We start from the raw sequence: 17,335 nt of genomic DNA on the forward strand, positions 1-17,335 counted from the left end.
TCAAGGAAAAAGATGAAAAAATACATACTAACGCCTATTTATTATGTCAATGATGTCCCACATATCGGGCATGCTTATACTACGATTATCTGCGATACTATGGCTAGATTTTATCGCTTGCAAGGGCATGAAGTTATCTTCAAAACTGGCACCGACGAACATGGTCAAAAAATCGAAGAAGCTGCCGCAAAACGGGGCAAAACACCGCAACAATACGCAGATGAAATCAGTGCGAAATTCAGAGAATTATGGGATAAATTCGAAATTTCTTACGATATGTATTCAAGAACGACAGATAAAAACCACGAAATAGGCGTGCAAAATGTATTTCGCAAAATGTATGAAAACGGCGATATTTACAAGGGCGAATACGAGGGGAATTACTGCGTTAGTTGCGAGAGTTTTTTCCCGTCAAATCAGCTAATAGACGGCGAATACTGCCCTGATTGTGGCAAAAAAACTAGAATTTTAAAAGAAGAAAGCTATTTTTTCAAACTCAGCGCTTATGGCGATAGGCTCTTAAAATGGTATGAGAGCGATAAGTGTATTTTGCCTTTGGGTAAGAAAAATGAGGTTATAAGCTTCGTAAAAAGTGGCTTAAAAGACCTTTCTATCACACGCACAGGCTTTGATTGGGGAATTAAAATTCCAAGCGAGCTAAAAGATGATAAACATGTGATTTATGTTTGGTTGGACGCTTTAATGGATTATCTCACTTCCATAGGTTATGGTGTAGATAACGCTAAAATGGACTTTTGGGGCGACACGCTTCATATAGTCGGCAAGGATATTTTGAGATTTCACGCTGTGTATTGGCCGGCGTTTTTGATGAGCCTAAATTTGCCTATGCCACGCACTATCGCAGCGCACGGCTGGTGGACTAGGGACGGACGCAAAATGAGCAAAAGCTTAGGCAATGTCGTAAATCCTGCCGAGGTGGCTGAGGCTTATGGTTTGGAGCAGTTTAGATACTTTTTGCTCCGCGAAGTGCCGTTTGGTCAAGATGGCGATTTTTCGCAAAAAGCTATCATTAGTCGCATAAATTCAGAACTTGCAAACGAACTTGGAAATTTATTAAACCGCATTATCGGTATGAGCGCGAAGTATTCGGCAAATATCATAAATTCCAAAGATGTCTTAAAATACTACACAGACGAGATAAATGAGGCAAATGCTTTGATAAGCTCGGCGATTGCTCAACTTGAAGAAGTCGCGACAAATCGCTATTTAGAGGAGCTTTGGAAGGCTCTTGCGTTGGCAAATGGCGCGATTGCAAAATATGAGCCGTGGAATTTGATAAAAAATGGCGAGAGCGAAAAGGCAAATGCGCTTGTGGCGCTTGTAGCCAATATTTTGGCCAAAGTTGCTGTGCTTTTAAGCCCAGCTATGCCAAAAACTGCGGATAAAATCGCCTCTGCGCTGGGATTTAAAATTTCAACTGAAATTTACGAAAAACTCTGTCTTCGTGGCGAGTTATTGGATTATAGCGCGAGTGCGTGCGAGCCGCTGTTTGCGAAGGTAGAAAGCGAGCTTATGAGCAGACCAGAGGCAAGTGTCGGGCCTAAAAAAGATGAAAACGCTGAGGCGCAGATTAAAATCGATGATTTTGCAAAATGCGTGATTAAAGTAGGCAAGGTCTTGGAGTGCGAAAATATCGAGGGTAGCGATAAATTGCTAAGATTTATGATTGATTTAGGCGAGGAAGCTCCGCGCCAAATCATCAGCGGTATCGCTAAATTTTATAATCCAAAAGAAGTAATTGGCAAACAAGTCTGCGTCCTAGCAAACCTAAAACCAGCCAAAATTTTCGGCCACATTAGCCAAGGTATGATTTTAAGCGCGGAAGACGGCAAACTCACGCTTCTTGGCACACATGGCGAAGTAAAAAACGGCGCGCGAGTAGGGTAAGTTTGTGCTGTTTATCTCCCAAATTTCGGCACAAATTTTGCTAAAATTTAGCGCGAATTTACGCATTTTGGCGATTAAACAATGACAAATTTAGCCAATCTAGTCCGCATTGTAAATGGAAAAATGCTAAACCGCCCGAGTGTTTCGGCGGTGGAGAGTTTTTCTATTTGTGCGCATAAAATTCACAAAAAAGCAGCCTTCGTAGCGGTAAATGCGAGCGCAAAAGATGTCGAGACGGCTATTGCAAACGGCGCTTATGCTGTGATTTTTGATAGTGATTTTAAGGTTAGCAACGACGAGGTCGCCTTTATCAAGGTCGAAAATTTAAATGTCGCCTTGCTTAGAATGATTAAATTTTTAGGCGATATTTGGCGTCATCAATTCGTGCTAATTGATGAAATCCAAGCCTCGATTTTGCGCTTCATCAGCGTGCCAAAAAACCTGATTTTTGCCCCAAACACGCTTCACGAGCTTTTTATTCATCTAATCAGCCACGAGCAAAAGCACATTTATTTCACCAAAAATAGTGAATTTTTACAGCTTTTGGAGATTAGCTATCAAAAAATCGAAAAAGATGAAAATTTAAGCGAAACTTACAGCGGGTCGATATTTTATTCGAGTTTTATTTATGATGAAATTTATTATTCAAATTTAGTTTTTCCGCAAATTTTCCTGCCAGATTTGTGTGGAATTTTGAAATTTTTGGGGCGCAAAAATATCGAATTTAGACTTCAAAATTTCAGCGCTCTAAGCCATTTTGAGCCGATTTTCGTGGATAAATTTTTAAATATCACCCCTTTTGGCGAGAGTTACCGCGCCTTTATCATCGAAAGCGATAAAGAGCTTTTTGTGCGCGCGGCGCAGTATTTGCGGGCTAAATTTAGGGATAAAATTTTAATTTGCGCGAGCTGGGACGATGAGTTTGGCGAAACCGCAATCGATTTTAGATTTTCAAAACTAGAAATGCTAAAAACAATCCCAGAGTTTCACTATGCCCTGATTTACGGCAACCGCGCCGATATAGTGAGTTTTTTGAGCCAAAAACCGCGCGAGAAAAATCTGTTTTTTTAAATTTAGGAGGCGTGAATGAAAAGTGTAGAAAATATAGAAAATCTCATTACAAGCAATCCTTGGATTCACAAACTCCACAAGGCTGGGCTTTTGCGCATTATCGCTGAGCCTTGCGATATAGATTTAGAAATCGCTCATATCAGCTATATCGAGGTGAAAAAGCCAAATTCGCAAGCTCTGCTTTTTTTAAATCCGACAAATTCATCTGGGGCGAAATTTGCGCCGGTGCTGACAAATGTTTTTGGGAGTTTCGAGGCGCTAAATTTGATTTTAGGCCGTGAAGTAGAGGAAATCGCAGGCGAAATTGAAGCGCTTTTGAAGCCAAAAAAACCAAAGAATTTTAAAGAAAAAATAGATTTTCTCTCATATCTCGTTTCGCTTCGCAAGGTTTTTACAAAAAGAAAAAAAGTGCAGGGCGAGTGTCAGCAGGTCGTGCATACTGGCGCGGATGTCGATTTGAGCTCGCTTCCTATCCTAAAAACTTGGAAAAACGACGGCGGAGCGTTTATCACTATGGGGCAGGTTTATACGAAAGATTTAAACGGAGATACTCAAAATTTGGGCATGTATCGCTTGCAAGTCTATGATAAAAACCGCCTTGGCATGCACTGGCAAATCCACAAAGACGGCGCGCATTTATATCACGAATACGCGCGCGCTGGGCGCAAAATGCCAGTATCAGTGGCGATCGGTGGCGATCCGCTGTATATCTGGTGCGGTCAAGCGCCACTGCCAAAGGGCGTTTTCGAGCTTTTGCTTTATGGATTTATCCGCAAAGAGCCAGCCTGCCTAGTCAAGTCTATCACAAACGATATTTATGTCCCGCATGATGCGGATTTCGTGATAGAGGGCTTCGTGGAGCCTGGCGAGATGTGCGATGAGGGGCCATTTGGCGATCATACGGGCTTTTATACGCCGATTTTGCCGTTTCCGGTGATGAGAGTGGAGGCTATCACGCACAAGACAAATCCGATTTTTGCCGCCACGGTCGTGGGCAAACCGCCACTAGAAGATAAATTTATGGGATACGCCACGGAGCGCATTTTCTTGCCACTTTTTCGCACGAGCGCGCCTGATTTGATTGATTATCGTATGCCTGAAAATGGGGTTTTCCATAACCTAATTTTGGCTAAATTTCACTCTCGCTACCCAGCGCACGCTAAACAGCTTATGCACGCATTTTGGGGTGTGGGGCAGATGAGCTTCGTAAAACACGCGATTTTTGTGGGTGAAGATGCGCCAAATTTGGGCGATTACAGGGCGCTAACAAAATTTATCCTTGATAGGATTTCGCCTAGATCGCTCACATTTAGCGAGGGTGTGTGCGATCAGCTAGATCACGCTAGCCCAAATGCGTGCTTTGGCGGTAAGCTTGGCGTTGATGTTTCGCAGCCTAGCGCGAGTCCTGCGCCACAGGTGCTTAGCGATGAGGATTTGTTGGAGAGCTTTCATAGTATCAAAAAAGATGTAGTCTCCCTAGCGCAGCACTTTACCGAGTGCAAAAATCCCTTTGTGCTTGTGAATTTGAAAAAATCTTCGAGTGTGAGGGAGACCTTTGAACTGCTTTGCAAGGAAGCTGGGGCGAATTTTAAAATTTTGATTTTCACAGATGAGAAAAACGACCCAAACAACCTGTATATGAGCCTTTGGCGTGTGGTGAATAATATCGACGCTCTGCGCGATGTTTTTATAAATGGCGAGCATATCGGAATCGACGCTACTAGCAAGGGCGCACAGGACGGGTATGATAGGCAGTGGCCGGGCGAGACGCTGTGTTCGCGCGAAGTGCTAGAAACTCTGGTAGCTAGGGGGCTTATCGAGCGCGACGAAGAGTTTTGGCATAAATTTGAGATAGTTTAAATTTGGAGATTGGAAATGTTTGAGAGCATACAGGGATTTTTTAATTCACAGATTACTTCGCTTTTGTTAGAAGCGACGCGAGATACGCTGTATATGACCTTCGTATCGACATTTTTGGCGTTTTTGCTAGGTAGCGTGCTGGCTATCGTGCTGGTACTCACGCGCGCTGGCGGGCTATACGAAAACCGCTCGCTATACGCGGTGCTTGATATCGTGGTGAATATCTTGCGAAGTTTCCCGTTTATTATCCTGCTAATCGTGCTGTTTCCATTTACGAAAATGCTCGTAGGCACGAGTATCGGCACCACGGCGGCGATTGTGCCTCTAACAATCGGTTCTGCGCCATTTATCGCGCGTCTAATCGAAAATGCGTTAGTCGAGGTCGATCCCGGTGTAATCGAGGCTGCGAAGAGCTTCGGGGCGAGTAAGTCACAGATAATCTTCCGTGTGATGTTCGTCGAGGCACTGCCTGCGATAATAAACGCGATTACGCTTACTTTGATTGTGATTATCGGATTTACGGCTATGGCTGGCACGGTTGGTGGCGGCGGACTAGGCGATGTGGCGATTAGGTATGGATTTCAGCGTTTTCGCCCTGATATTATGGCTTATACGGTCGTGATTTTGATAGTAGTCGTGCAGATTATCCAAAGCGTGGGAAATCTGCTATATAAAATCACGAAAAAATAAGGAAATTGCGTTAAGTTTGCTTGTAGAATTTGAGTGAATTTGAAATTGTGAATTTGATTTGTGCTAAATTTGCCCGCAGAATTTGTATTTAAAATTTGCTCGTTGGATTTGAATTTGTGCGTAAATTTAGGTTGATTTGAGAGAAATTTGTGCTGTTTTCATACGCTGTCTTGGCGGGCTGTTCATTTCCGCGCCAAATTTCAAAATTTGATTTAAATTTTAGCTATTTAACTTAAAATTTGAAATTTAGCGCAAATTTGCTTTCAATTTTATCTAAAATTTATAATCCTTTGGGTAAAATCGTATTTCTTATTTTTTGTGGCCCATTCGTCTAGCGGTTAGGACACTGGCCTCTCACGCCGGTAACAGGAGTTCGAGTCTCCTATGGGTCACCAGTTTTAATTTTTAATCATTTCTTCATATTTATGATTAGTTCCTAAACAATAATATTCACGCACTTGTTCTTTTTGCTTTTATATTATAATCATTTTGTTAATTTACAAATTTAAATTTACTTGTTACATAGGTTTAAATTTGATATTTTAAAATATTGGGCAAAGAGAGATGCTTGATTATTTGGGTATAAATTTAGTTTGAAAGTAGTAGTATTTCAAATATTGATAAGGACAACTGTTTTGAAAAAACTAGATAATGAAAAAAATAATATCAGAGGCAAGTTTTTGATTAACTTTTTACTTGCTCATCCGGTGATTTCTGCAATGGTATTTTTTCTACCAAGCGATATTTTAAGTAAAAGTGAATTATGCGCTAATTTTGTGAGTTTTATGAAGCATATTTTTCCGAATATAGAAATATTTGCAAATGTTAGCAAAATGCCACAAGTTACAGAATTTTATGTAAGTGCATTATGGATATGGCTTATTGCATTTTCGCTTTATTTGTGTTCTATATTTTTTTCTATTAATTTAAAATCAGAGCGCATATCAAGCATGATTGAGCCAAAGGATATTTTTATTGTTTTAATAGGCTTAATTTTTGGTTATATGCTACTAAATATTTATTTTACGGCATGGGTTGCACAGGAGCCATTTGGAGTGAGAGATTATGTGTTGCAACTAAATTCTAAATTGAGTAACTATTTTTGGATAATGATTTTTTCGCTGTTTTTTCCTATTGGAATATTTTGTATTTTTATTGGTTTGTTTATGGGAATAATAATTCTATTAAATTTTAAAAATAGTAAAAATTTTAAGAAGTAGAGTATTGGCTATGGTTGTGTTGAAATCATTTCAAATTCACCCATTAACAAAATTAAACAAAAATCACATAAAAATCACATTTTTTCCAAATTTTAAGCAATATTATTTGTAAATATTACATAAATTCAAATTAAATTTATGTAACATTATATACAATTTTACAAACAATTTTTTTTGTTTTGAATTCTTTTTCGAGGAGGCAAAAATGCTTTGGTTTTTCTTTTGTGTAGCGCTTCTGATTGGAGCGTTTTTTACATACGGAAAATTCGTAGAAAGTGTTTTTGGTGCCAGTGCTGAGCGCAAAACTCCTGTGCATGACATGGCCGATGGCGTGGATTATGTCAAAATGTCAGATTGGAAAATCTATCTGATCCAAATCCTAAACATCGCCGGTCTTGGACCTGTATTTGGTCCGATTATGGGTGCGCTTTATGGTCCTGTGGCTATGCTATGGATCGTCATCGGAACGATTGTAGCAGGTGCTGTGCATGACTACTTTTCTGGTATGTTGAGCGTGCGCGCAAACGGTGCTTCTATCCCTACCGTCGTAGGTGTGCAGTTAGGAAACTGGGCGAAACATTTTATGAATATTTTCGCTCTTGTATTGCTCGTGCTCGTTGGTGTTGTTTTCACAACTGGTCCTGCTGGCCTTCTTAAAGGCATTACAGGTATGGAAGCTGGTATTTGGGTAATCATCATTTTTGCTTACTACTTTATCGCGACACTATTTTCAATCGATAAAATCATCGGTAGATTCTATCCGATATTCGGTGCTTTGCTGATTTTCATGTCAGTTGGTCTTACTGTCGGATTTATCGTTAGTGGCAGAAGCTTCTATCCAGAGGGTCTAAATTTCTTCGTAAATATGGATCCAAAAGACCTTCCACTATGGCCATTGCTTTTCGTTACTATTAGTTGTGGTGCGCTTTCAGGCTTCCACGCTACACAATCACCGCTTATGGCTAGATGTATCCAAAACGAAAAATCAGGTAGAATGGTTTTCTACGGCGCAATGATTGGCGAGGGTATTATTGGTCTTATTTGGTGCACACTTGGTCTAAGCTTCTATGAGACCAGAGAGGCTCTTGCAGCAGCTGGTAACCCAGCACAAGTAGTCCATGAGATCTCAAAAACACTTCTTGGACCTGTTGGTGGTATCATTGCGGTTCTTGGTGTCGTTATTTTGCCTATCACATCTGGCGATACTGCGTTCCGTGCGGCTCGTTTGATTATCGCTGATTTTTTCAAAATGCCACAAAGAGATATCGTAAAACGACTTTTCATTGCCGTTCCGCTATTTGCTATCGGTATCGGTCTATCTCAAATCGACTTTGGTATCATTTGGAGATATTTTGGTTGGGCGAACCAAACAACTGCGACTATCATGCTATGGGCAGCGTCAGCTTACCTATATCGCAGAGGTAAATTCTTCTGGGTTACTTTGATCCCAGCGATTTTTATGTCAAATGTCGTAATCGCTTACCTTGTAAATGCGAAAATCGGCTTTAACATGCCTATGACTATCGCGACAGCGGCTGGTATCATCGGCACTATCGTTATCTTGCTACTATTTTTCAGACTCAAAAAAGTTAGCGAAGAATAATCCATAAGGGGCAAATTTTGCCCCTTTTTTAAATTTTATCCATTTTTTAAAATTTGTTCTACTGCACGAGTGAAATCTGCCAAATCGAAGCTTTGCATTAAAATTTGAGCGTTTTTGTAGCTAAATAGTATCCTACCATACCCCCTACGGTCGAATACACTCTCGTAAGTCGTGGTAAAACGCTAATCCCAGCACTTGAATCGCTCTATCTCTGGGCGCAAGCGCAAATGAAGAGCGAGTGAAATTTAGGCTAAATTTACAAATTTAGCCTATCTAAATTTTTCCCAAATTTTAGATAATCCATAATTAATTTATCAAATTTATCCCTTGTTGATTTCGGCGAAAGTATTACAAAATCAGGAAACCAACGCCTTGCTAGTGGCATTAGCATATCATCGCTACTTATGGTAAATTCGACCACTCGCCATAAATTTTCCAAAATTTCATCGGTGATTTTTTGTGAAGCAAAAAATGTCTTTTTCTCGAAAAATTTAACCACTTTTGGCGAGATAGCCACTCGTGCCAAAAACGGCTCGGCTCTGTATCCGTCAAAAAATGTTTCTAAATTTTGTATAAAATTTTCTGTGTATTTGTCGGTATAAAAAGTGTTTTTAAGCAACCTAATCTCATCTATAAAATTTACTCTTAAAACCTCGAAACCGCTGTTTTTATCGCAATCCCTGAGCGTTGCGACAGACCAATTTCCCTTTGAATAAATAAGCTTTAAAATTTTTACATTTTTTAAAATTTCATTATCGTATTTTAAATTTGTATATTTTTTAAATTTAATCGCTTGTTGAAGTTTGGCAAAAATATCTAAATTCGGCGTTTTTTCGTGTGGCGAGCCTTTTATTAAAAAAATTTCGCTTAGCTCTTTTTCGAGTTTTTCATCGACTTTTTTGTGCGCTGAGGGCAAAAATTTACTAAATCCGGGATTTATGATATGGAGCAAATCTATGAGTTTTTCGCTTTCGTTTTGGTATTTGTTGGGGCTGATAAAGGTTTTGAAAAATTCTGTATTTTTGCAGATATAGCTTCCTTTGGCGAGTTTTGCGATAAATTCTTCGCCAAAAATCTCTCGCAGATCTTTTACATATCTTCTGGCTGTGCGGGTTGAAATGCCTGTTTGTAGGGCATAATCCTCGATGATTATCTCTTTTCCGCTAACGAAATCTTTAAGCAATTCCAAAATTTCAAAAACTTTTTTATTTGCCATGAAAAATCCAAATTTAAAAATTAAAAAGAGCGGAAAAATCCGCTCTTTTATTTTACCATAAACCTAGAACTTTCCACCAAATTCCGCCTATTACCGTCCAAATAAACAGATTTATTAGAGTTGTGATAAATCCTAGCCTCCACCACTCGTTTTGGGTGTTATAACCTGCACCAAAGATTATCGGTCCAGGAGCACCGCCGTAGTGGGTGATTGGCATCATGAGATTGCTTGCATAAGCAAACACAAGCGCTACGAAAACAGCAGGAGCTCCCGCTGCGATAGCAACTGCACCAAAAGCCGCATACATCGCAGTAATGTGTGCTGTTAAACTAGCAAATAAATAGTGCGAATAAACATAGATTAAAAGCAAAATTCCCATTATCAAAATCCAGTTTATATCGCCCATACCGCCTGCGACGGTGTCTGAAAACCACTTGATAAAGCCAAGTTTATTTAAACCGCCTGCAAGTGCGATTAGCGCACCCATCCACATTAGCGTATCCCATGCGCCTTTTTCGCCGATGACATCGTTCCACTCTAAAATTTTTAAAGCAACCATAACACAAACCGCTATCATACCGACATTGGTCGCATTTATACCTGTTAGGGTGCCGGTTGCCCATAAAAGCAATGAGCCGATAAAAACGCCTAGCATACATTTTTCACTTTTTTGCATAGGTCCGATTTTTGCAAGTTCGGCTTTTGCGATTTCCTTGCCTTGCGGAAACGCCTTTATTTCAGGCGGATAAATTTTATAAAGCACAAAGGGGATTATTATAAGCGAACAAATCGCAGGAACTATCGCACCAAGTGCCCACAATGTCCAGCTAATCTCCACACCAAATGAGCTTAACGCTAAGCTTGCAATCAGCGGGTTTCCTGCCATAGAGGTTAGAAACATACCATTTGTAATGGTGTTTCCTTGCCAAAGCGTTTGCATAAAATATGCTCCCGCCTTTTTTCTGCTTCCCTCATCAGGCTCAGAACCTAACGCCTTAGCTAATGAATTTACAATCGGAAATAAAATTCCACCAGCCCTAGCACCGCTACTTGGCATAGCAGGGCTGATAACCGCATCACTTATGACGATGGAGTAACCTAGCTTTAAGGTGCTATCTCCCAAAAGCGAGATGATTTTATAAGCAATGCGCCTACCAAGCCCTGTTTTAATAAATCCGCGCGCTATCATATACGCGCTTACGATCAACCAAATAGTCGAATTCCCAAAACCAGCCAATGCTTCTGCTGGTTTCATCGTTTTAGTTAAAATCGTAACCGTAACACCGATAAAGGCAACCGCTCCGATTGGAAGCGGTTGTAAGATAAGACCTAAAATTGTGGCAAAAACTATGGCAAAAAGATGCCATGCTTGATCGCTCACAGCCTCAGGGTGCGGACAAAACCATATAAGTATTCCGACGACAATGACTAGAATTCCTTTTGTAAGCTTATTCATAGCTTATCCTTTTTAATTTATCCGAAGTATTTTTTACTATCTTCGATAACTCTATCTACAAAAGTAGCACTCAATCCGACATATTTTTCAGGTTGCATGATTTCTTCTAAATCTGCTCTTGTGAAATATTTACTAACCTCTTCGCGCTCTAAAAGATCGTCGATTACTGGTTTGCCGTCTGTGAAGGCTTTCATACAAACTTCATAAACGATTTCGTGCGCAGTTAAACGACCAAGCTTTTCGCCTAGGTGTAGCATTACGGCTTCGCTTAGCATTGCGCCTTTTAGTGCATTAAGATTTCTTTTCATATTTTGTGGATAAACAAGTAAATTTTCTAAAATGTCGTTGATTTTTTCAAGCGCACCTGCGATTAAAATAGAGCTTTTTGGAATTGCGTCCCACTCGACCGCCTCGCAACCCCAGTCGCGCTCGTTTTCGCACTCCATAGCCTCTACCATTAAAGGAGCTTGTGCGCGGACAATTTTAGTTAGAGCGATTACGCCTTCGCAAACTTGCGGATTTCGTTTGTGTGGCATAGTAGAGCTTCCTACTTTTCCCATGAAAAACGGCTCTTCAACCTCGCAAATTTCAGTTCTTTGAAGACTTAAAATTTCTCTTGCGATGCGTCCGATTGTCCCTGCGATTATCGCTAGCGTAGATACATACTCAGCCATGTGATCTCTGCTTGGGTGCCATGAAATCACAGGGATATTTAAGCCCAAATCCTCCATCATAAGCTTTTGCATTTCTAAGCCTTTGCCCTCTTGGCTTGCCATAGTGCCGACTGCACCGCTTAATTGACCAACTAAAACTCTTGGAGTAATCTCTTTTAATCTATCAAGGCTTCTGCGAATTTCTTGCGCCCACATTGCAGTTTTAAAACCAAATGTAATAGGCAAAGCGTGTATTACATGCGTTCTACCAGCCATAACTGTGTTTTTGTGCTCGGCTGAAATTCTCAATGCCTCTTTGTAGGTTTTTTCCAAAAGTTTTTTGATAAGCGGCAAAGCTTCTTTGATTTGCAAAACCATACCATTATCCATAATATCTTGGCTTGTCGCACCCCAATGCACAAATTCGCCACTATCGTCATCAAAGACCTTTTTAAATTCTTTTAGCAAAGGAACGATTGTGATAGAGCTTTTGTAGTTTTCACCTATCGCGTCCAAATCTAAAAGCTCGGCTTTGGCAAATTTTGTGATTTGCTCGGCGCGTCTTGGCTCGATAATGCCTAGTTTTGCTTGCGCTCTTGCAAGAGCAGCTTCGGTATCTAGCCATTTTTGCGCTTTGTTTTCGTCGCTGAAAATCTTTCTCATCTCTTCGCTGACGAACATAACTCTAAAAACTCTACTATCTACTACACCTGATGCCATTTTGCACTCCTTAAAAAGAAATTTGTTTTTCTAATTTTCTTGGCAAAATTTTACTGAATAAAAATGTCAGAAATTGTCCGTTTGGATTTTAAAAAATTTGCGTTAGTGAAATTTTGATTTAAAAAAGTGCGCTGTTTTAGGAATTTTCTGAAATTTGGCTAAATTTGATTTATTTAAATTTAAGCCCAAATTTAGGGAATAATTTTAAAAATAGTGTCAAAATTCGTCCGTTTAAATTTAAAAAAAGCCAAATTTTGATTTGGCTAAATTTTAGCGAATTTTACCAGCTTTGGATTTGCGATTTTTTGGTAATCTTTCGCGTCTAAAATCACCGAGTGATCGAGCAAGCCTGCGTTAAATGCGATTTCGTCATATCGCGTAAAAAGCGCAGGGTCGCAGACTAAAACTAGCTTTTCGTGGAAGCTAAACGGCGGCACAGAGCCAAAAACGCAATCACTTAGCTCCAACCCCTCTGCTGGCGATACTAGGCTAGCGCGATTTCGCTCAAACGCCCTTGCTAGCGCACTTAAATCCGCTTGCATATCGGCTGGAAGCACGGCTAGGGCATAGATTTTTTCTCCGCCACCTTTTAGGGTGCAAATTAGAGCCTTTGCGCCCTGTCCAAGCTCGGTGCCTCTTGCTTTGGCAACCTCTGCGCTAGTGCCTACGCTATCGTGAGTTACTACGCGAAATTTCGCCCCGTTAGCCTCTAAAATTTCAACGATTTTATTAAAAATTTTCTCGCTCATTTTCAATCCTTTTTAAATTTTAAAAGCTCAATTTTACCAAAATTTCATAGAGTTTTTGATACTATCGCACGCAAAATTTTAAAGGAAAAATATGAATTATGATGTGATAGTTATAGGCGGCGGACACGCTGGAATCGAGGCTGCGCTAGCAAGCGCGAAAATGGGCGTGCGCACACTTTTGATTACGATTTTAGTCGAGCAATTAGGCGCTGCAAGCTGTAATCCTGCAATCGGAGGCCTAGCTAAGGGGCATTTGGTCAAAGAACTCGACGCTCTTGGGGGTCAAATGGGGCGCACCACCGATGAGTGCGGTATTCAATTTCGCATACTAAACGAGAGCAAAGGCCCAGCTGTGCGTGGTTCGCGCGCGCAAATCGATATGGATAAATACCGCATTTATATGCGAAATTTGCTTTTAAACACGCCAAATTTGGAGCTCACGCAAGAAATCGCAACCGAGATTTTAAGCGAAAATCGTGATGATGAAATCATCGTGCGAGGCGTGAAAACCCACCTTGGCAACGAATACACCGCCAAAAAGGTCGTTATCACCACTGGCACATTTTTAAACGGCCTTGTGCATGTGGGCGAAAGCACCATAGAAGCGGGGCGCGTGGGCGAATTACCATCGAAAAATCTCTCAAATTCGCTCAAATCTTTCGGGCTAAAAATGGGCAGGCTCAAAACCGGCACCTGCCCTAGAATTGATGCAAAAACAATTGATTTTAGCGTCTTGGAGCGTCAAGACGGCGACGAAAATCCAAAGCCATTTAGCTTCCGCACCGAAAATTTCGCGCCAAATCAGCTTCCATGCTACATCGCCTACACAAACGAAAAAACCCACGAGATAATCAGCTCAAATTTCGCCCGCGCGCCGATGTTTACTGGGCAAATTTCAAGCACGGGACCAAGGTATTGCCCTAGCATAGAAACCAAAATTTATGAATTCCCAGATAGAGAGCGCCACCATGTCTTCGTCGAGCCCCAGACTGCGCAGGCTAGCGAGTATTATGTCAATGGCCTTTCGACTTCGCTTCCTTATGATGTGCAAGTAGCATTTATCCGCTCGATTAAGGGCTTTGAAAATGCCAAAATCGTGCGCCCAGGATACGCTATCGAATACGATTATGTCGATCCTACCGAACTCAAACACTCTTTGGAGTGCAAAAAGGTCTCGGGGCTGTATCTTGGCGGACAGATTAATGGCACCACAGGCTACGAGGAGGCTGGGGCGCAGGGGCTTATGGCAGGCATTAATGCTGGTCTTGCTGTGCGCGCCAAAGAGCCGCTAATCTTGCGCCGTGATGAGGCCTACATCGGCGTGCTGATTGATGATTTGGTCACCAAAGGCACGAAAGAGCCATACCGCATGTTCACTTCGCGCGCCGAGTTTAGACTACTTTTGCGCGAGGATAACGCGATTTTGCGCCTTGGCAAATACGGGCATGAAATAGGGCTGATTGATGATGAAATTTATAGCAAAATTTGCAAGATTGAGGGCGAGACGAGGGCTGGCGTGGAGTTTTTAGAGGCCAAAGAACTCACACCAAACAAGGCAAATTTGGCGTTTTTAGCAGAACTTGGTGAAGAGCCGATAAGCCAAAATGTAAGCCTGCAAAAAATCGTAGCCAGAAAGAGCTTTACAAAAGAGAAATTAAAGTCGCTTGATCCGATTTTTGCGGGATTTTGCGATGAGAGTTTGGAGCAAATTTTAGTCGAGTGCAAATACAAACACTACATCGCCGAACAGCGCGCCAGTATCGATAAAATGAAGGATATGCTAAGTGTGAAAATCCCTGCGGACTTCGATTTTCGCGCGGTTAGCGGGCTTAGCAACGAAGTAGTCGAAAAGCTAGAAAAATTTGCTCCGCCGACGCTGTTTGCTGCAAGTGAGATTTCAGGTGTAACACCTGCCGCGATTGATATTTTGCACATTTATATCAAAATGCGTGGGAAAAAATAAAGGAAATGCGAAGCATTTCCGTAAAATAAAACCAGCTAAATTTAAAGCGAAGCTTTAAATTTAGCCACTTCTAAGGTTTTGCAGGGGTGGGGGTTGGTAAGGGGGAAGGGGAGCGACCTCGCAATTCAAGCCCCCTTCCCCCTTACAAAAAATTTCTAAATAAATTTTAAAATTTTAAAAATCGTTCAATGTCAAATTTAAGTAGAATTTTGAATTTAAATTTTACTGGATTGCTTCGAAAACTTCGTTTTCTCGCAATGACAGCAAATTTAGCGTAAGGAATTTTAAAGTCGTAGATTGCCACGAATTTTGCTAACGCAAAATTCTCGCAATGACATATTATACAAATTTTGCCTAATTTGTCATTGCGAGGAAAGGCGTAGCCTTGACGAAGCAATCTACGACTTTAAAATTTAAAGTGCGCAAATTTCGTGTCATTGCGAGTAAATTTCTGGGCAGTGTTTGGGGGTTGCGCTAGCGAAATGTGAAATTTTAAAATTTCAAATTTACCAAATTTAAAATTTATAAAATTTTTTGTGCTTAAATTCCGCGATTAAACAAATTTAAGGACAAAATTTTGAAACACTACAAAGGTTTTGGCAAGCAAATTTTGCTAATGATTATCTTTAACGCCGTTTATAGTGGCGCTGGAATCGCGATTTTGGCGTTTATCAACAAATATTTGCTAGGCGAGGGCGAGAAAACGACCTCGCTAATTTTTATGTTTTTTGGGCTTTTGGTGCTGTTTTTGGCTCTATCAGTCGCTTCGCGCGCCGTGCTTTGCGTGATTGAGAACAACTTCGTCTTCAACCTGCGCTCAAAGGTCATCAAACAGATAATCGATACCAAATTTGAACGCATAGAGGCCGCGTCAAAGGCGAATTTGCTGGCGTCGCTGAGCTCTGATATTTCGCGCCTGACTGACGGATTTATGCGCATTAGCGAGCTAATCCAGGGCGGTATGACGGTCGTGTTCGCTGGAATTTATACGATTTACATTTCGCCGAAAATGTTTTTGTTTTTGTTCGTGTGGATTGGCGCGCTGATGATTTTAAACCAGCTAATCATGCGCAAAGTAATGCAAAATTTCGACGCTTACCGCAAAAACGAGGACGAGCTTTACAAGAACTATTCTAAGGCAATCGAGGGGCACAAGGAGCTCTCGCTAAACATAAAAAAAGCGCGCTATCTTTACGAAAATGAGTTTATCCCAAACGCAAACAATCTGCGCCAAACCTCGCTAAAAGCGCAGGTTTATCAGGCGTTTGCGGGGAATTTTATGAGTGTGATGATGCTAGGCGCTGTGGGCGTGGTGCTGTTTTGGGGGCTAAACGGTGGCGCGCAAGCTCTCGCAAACGCCGTAACAATCGCACTTACGATATTATTTTTGCGCGCGCCACTGATGATGCTCGTTTTCTCTTTCCCGAGCATTTTGCGCGCCAAAATCGCTTACCAAAAAATCGAGGAATTAGGGCTAGATCCGCATGTGGCGGGATTTGAAATCCAAAATTTGCCTGCGTGGGAAAAACTCGAATTAAAAAATGTAAGCTTTACCTATAAAAACGGCAAATTTGGCGTGAAAAACCTAAATTTAGCCATAAATTCGGGCGAGGTCGTGTTTTTAGTCGGCGAAAACGGCAGCGGCAAATCGACGCTGTTTATGATTTTATCTGGGCTTTATGGCGCACAAAGTGGCGAAATACGCGCCGATGAGCGCGCTATATGCGCCGATGAGCTTCGCGCGTATAGCAACAACATAAGCGCGGTTTTTAGCGATTTTTATCTGTTTGATTATATCGTGGGCGATGAAAACACTGCGCGCGAGTGGTTAGAGATCATGGAAATTTCGCAAAAGGTCAGTATCGAAGGAGGCAAATTTAGCACCACAAATCTCTCCGCAGGTCAGCGCAAACGCCTAGCACTCGCGGCTGCGCTAAGCGAGGGGCGTAAATTTATTATGCTCGATGAGTGGGCAGCAGATCAAGACCCGCACTTTCGCGCGCACTTTTACGAGTGCATAATCCCAAGGCTCAAAGAGCGCGGATACACGATATTTGCGATAAGCCACGATGATAAATATTTCGGCGTGGCAGATAAAATTTATAAAATGAGCGGGGGCGAAATTTCGCAAATTCGCTGAAATTTCGCTATAAATTTTGTCGGATTAATTTTTCTTTGATAAAAATTTAATTTTAATTTACAAAATTTAGATTATACTTCACACGC

13 protein-coding genes and 1 tRNA gene are annotated in these 17,335 nt (G+C 41.2%); 10 read left to right on the forward strand and 4 right to left on the reverse strand.

Annotated elements, in window-relative coordinates; translation table 11 throughout:
• Positions 1-12 precede the first annotated feature (12 nt).
• The 8 genes from metG to OFN67_RS08045 all read left to right on the forward strand — a co-directional run bounded on the left by metG (position 13) and on the right by OFN67_RS08045 (position 8,594).
• A complete protein-coding gene (metG, locus tag OFN67_RS00315) occupies positions 13-1,908 on the forward strand; it encodes a methionine--tRNA ligase (RefSeq protein ID WP_270868371.1) in 1,896 nt (631 codons plus the stop codon).
• An 81-nt stretch (positions 1,909-1,989) separates the two neighbouring features.
• Positions 1,990-2,979: a hypothetical protein gene (locus OFN67_RS00320; protein ID WP_270868370.1), complete on the forward strand. Its 990-nt coding sequence runs from the start codon at positions 1,990-1,992 to the stop codon at positions 2,977-2,979.
• Positions 2,980-2,994: 15 nt separating this feature from the next.
• Entirely contained in the window at positions 2,995-4,839 is a 1,845-nt protein-coding gene (locus tag OFN67_RS00325) for a menaquinone biosynthesis decarboxylase (RefSeq protein ID WP_270868369.1), read from the forward strand.
• Between the two features lie 15 nt (positions 4,840-4,854).
• Entirely contained in the window at positions 4,855-5,529 is a 675-nt protein-coding gene (locus tag OFN67_RS00330) for a methionine ABC transporter permease (RefSeq protein WP_270868368.1), read from the forward strand.
• Between the two features lie 320 nt (positions 5,530-5,849).
• Positions 5,850-5,924, forward strand: a tRNA-Glu gene (locus OFN67_RS00335).
• 240 nt (positions 5,925-6,164) lie between these two features.
• Positions 6,165-6,749 (forward strand): hypothetical protein, encoded by a 585-nt coding sequence (locus OFN67_RS00340; RefSeq protein ID WP_270868367.1) that lies wholly within the window; start codon positions 6,165-6,167, stop codon positions 6,747-6,749.
• 205 nt (positions 6,750-6,954) lie between these two features.
• Positions 6,955-8,352, forward strand: a complete 1,398-nt coding sequence (locus OFN67_RS00345; RefSeq protein ID WP_270859151.1) for a carbon starvation CstA family protein — start codon at positions 6,955-6,957, stop codon at positions 8,350-8,352.
• A 137-nt stretch (positions 8,353-8,489) separates the two neighbouring features.
• Positions 8,490-8,594, forward strand: coding sequence for a winged helix-turn-helix transcriptional regulator (locus OFN67_RS08045; RefSeq protein WP_443101022.1), 105 nt, complete (start codon positions 8,490-8,492; stop codon positions 8,592-8,594).
• A 14-nt stretch (positions 8,595-8,608) separates the two neighbouring features.
• Here OFN67_RS08045 and OFN67_RS00350 read toward each other — a convergent pair whose 3' ends face one another.
• The 4 genes from OFN67_RS00350 to OFN67_RS00365 form a co-directional block, all read right to left on the reverse strand.
• Entirely contained in the window at positions 8,609-9,568 is a 960-nt protein-coding gene (locus tag OFN67_RS00350; protein WP_270868366.1) for a helix-turn-helix transcriptional regulator, read from the reverse strand.
• A 52-nt stretch (positions 9,569-9,620) separates the two neighbouring features.
• On the reverse strand, positions 9,621-11,024 hold the full coding sequence (locus OFN67_RS00355; RefSeq protein ID WP_270868365.1) for an anion permease: 1,404 nt from the start codon (positions 11,022-11,024) through the stop codon (positions 9,621-9,623).
• A 17-nt stretch (positions 11,025-11,041) separates the two neighbouring features.
• Positions 11,042-12,397: an adenylosuccinate lyase gene (purB, locus tag OFN67_RS00360; protein WP_270860740.1), complete on the reverse strand. Its 1,356-nt coding sequence runs from the start codon at positions 12,395-12,397 to the stop codon at positions 11,042-11,044.
• A 263-nt stretch (positions 12,398-12,660) separates the two neighbouring features.
• Positions 12,661-13,146, reverse strand: a complete 486-nt coding sequence (locus tag OFN67_RS00365) for a YbaK/EbsC family protein (protein ID WP_270868364.1) — start codon at positions 13,144-13,146, stop codon at positions 12,661-12,663.
• 91 nt (positions 13,147-13,237) lie between these two features.
• Here OFN67_RS00365 and mnmG point away from each other — a divergent pair, with 91 nt between their 5' ends.
• Both mnmG and OFN67_RS00375 read left to right on the forward strand, forming a co-directional pair.
• Positions 13,238-15,109, forward strand: a complete 1,872-nt coding sequence (gene mnmG / locus OFN67_RS00370; RefSeq protein ID WP_270868363.1) for a tRNA uridine-5-carboxymethylaminomethyl(34) synthesis enzyme MnmG — start codon at positions 13,238-13,240, stop codon at positions 15,107-15,109.
• Positions 15,110-15,686: 577 nt separating this feature from the next.
• Positions 15,687-17,249: a cyclic peptide export ABC transporter gene (locus OFN67_RS00375; RefSeq protein ID WP_270868362.1), complete on the forward strand. Its 1,563-nt coding sequence runs from the start codon at positions 15,687-15,689 to the stop codon at positions 17,247-17,249.
• Positions 17,250-17,335 lie beyond the last annotated feature (86 nt).

This window comes from Campylobacter sp. JMF_11 EL3 (assembly GCF_027736965.1).
Classification (GTDB): Bacteria; Campylobacterota; Campylobacteria; order Campylobacterales; family Campylobacteraceae; genus Campylobacter_B.